1 protein-coding gene is annotated in these 1,467 nt (G+C 74.0%); it reads right to left on the bottom strand.

Annotated features, from left to right (window positions below; genetic code table 11):
* Window positions 1-190: 190 nt before the first annotated feature.
* The coding region (locus tag AAHZ94_RS33925; protein WP_349997534.1) for a S1C family serine protease at window positions 191-1,467 on the bottom strand (1,277 nt) is incomplete at its 5' end.

The following is a 1,467-nucleotide window of genomic DNA, read 5'->3' as shown; positions in this document are numbered from 1 at the left end:
TTTTTTTACCCTCCGCCCCCCCCCCCCTAACCAACCTCTGGTGTCGCCCCCCCCGGGGCGCCCCCCCCCGCCCCGGGGGGGGGGGGGGGGGGGGGGGGGGGGCCGGTCAGTGCTGGGGAGCGGGCGGTGGGTTCAGCCCCCAGCCGCGGGCCGCGGGTTCAGCGCTGGCCCGCAGAGGTGAAAGGCAGGTTCAGCGCTGTATGTCCTCGGCGGAACCGAGCGTGAGCTCGACGCTCCGCTCGTCGCCGTCCCGCTGGACGGTCAGTTTCAGGCGGTCGCCCGGCCGATGGCTGCGGATCTTCACGATCAGCTCCTGACCGCTGCGCACCGGCACGCCGTCCACCTTGCTGATCACGTCGCCGGACCGGATGCCCGCCTTGTCGCCGGGCCCGCCCTTGGTCACCGCGGGGCCGTCGGCACCGGACTCCGCCACCCGGGCACCGTCGCCGCCGTACTTCATGTCGAGCGTGACGCCGATCACCGGGTGCGTGGCCTTGCCGCTGTTCATCAGCTCCTCGGCCACGCGCTTGCCCTGGTTGATCGGGATGGCGAAGCCGAGGCCGATGCTGCCGCCCTGGCCACCGCCGAGCCCGCCGTCGTCCGCGGCGCGGATGATGCTGTTGATGCCGATCACCCGGCCCTTGGCGTCCACCAGCGGGCCGCCGGAGTTGCCCGGGTTGATGGGCGCGTCGGTCTGGAGCGCGTCCACGTACGACACGTCGCTGCCGTCCGACTTCTCGCCGCCGGCCGTGATCGGGCGCTCCTTGGCGCTGATGATGCCGCTGGTGACGGTGCCGGCCAGGTCGTACGGGGCGCCGATGGCCACCACCGGGTCCCCGACCCGTACCGAGTCGGAGTTGCCGAGCGCGAGCGGCTTGAGCCCGGTCACGCCCTGCACCCGGATGACCGCCAGGTCGTACCCGGCGTCCCGGCCGATGATCGTGGCCCGGGCGGTCTGGCCGCCGTTGAACGTGACCGATATGGCGGCGTCGGAGCCGCCCCGGTCGGCCGGCTCGACCACGTGGTTGTTGGTCAGGATGTTGCCGCGCTTGTCGAGGACGAAGCCGGTCCCCGTGCCGCGCTCGCCGGCGCCCTTGACGTGGATGGTCACCACGCTCGGCAGCGCCCGCGCGGCGATGCCGGCGATGCTGTCGGGGTCCCTGGCCTGCCGGGAGTCGGCGGACGCCTGCGGCAGGTGGATCTGCTCGGAATCGCTGGTCTCGCGCTCCAGGTAGACGCCGATCCCGCCGCCGATGCCGCCGGCCAACAACGCCAACAGCAGCGCGCCGACCACCAGCCGGCCGCGCCGGCCGCCGGTCCGCCGCGCGCCACCGGGCACGGGGCCTGCGCCCGGCGTGCGCCACGGGTCGTACTGCTGCCACTGCACCTCCGGCTGCGGGCCGGGCGCGGCGTAGGGCCTGTCGCTTATAAACATCTCCGAGCCCACCACACGCCCACCCCGCGGGG

Origin of the sequence: Streptomyces sp. HSW2009, assembly GCF_040240285.1 — a bacterium.
Classification (GTDB): domain Bacteria; phylum Actinomycetota; class Actinomycetes; order Streptomycetales; family Streptomycetaceae; genus Streptomyces.
This window is presented reverse-complemented; position numbering and strand designations above follow the sequence as displayed.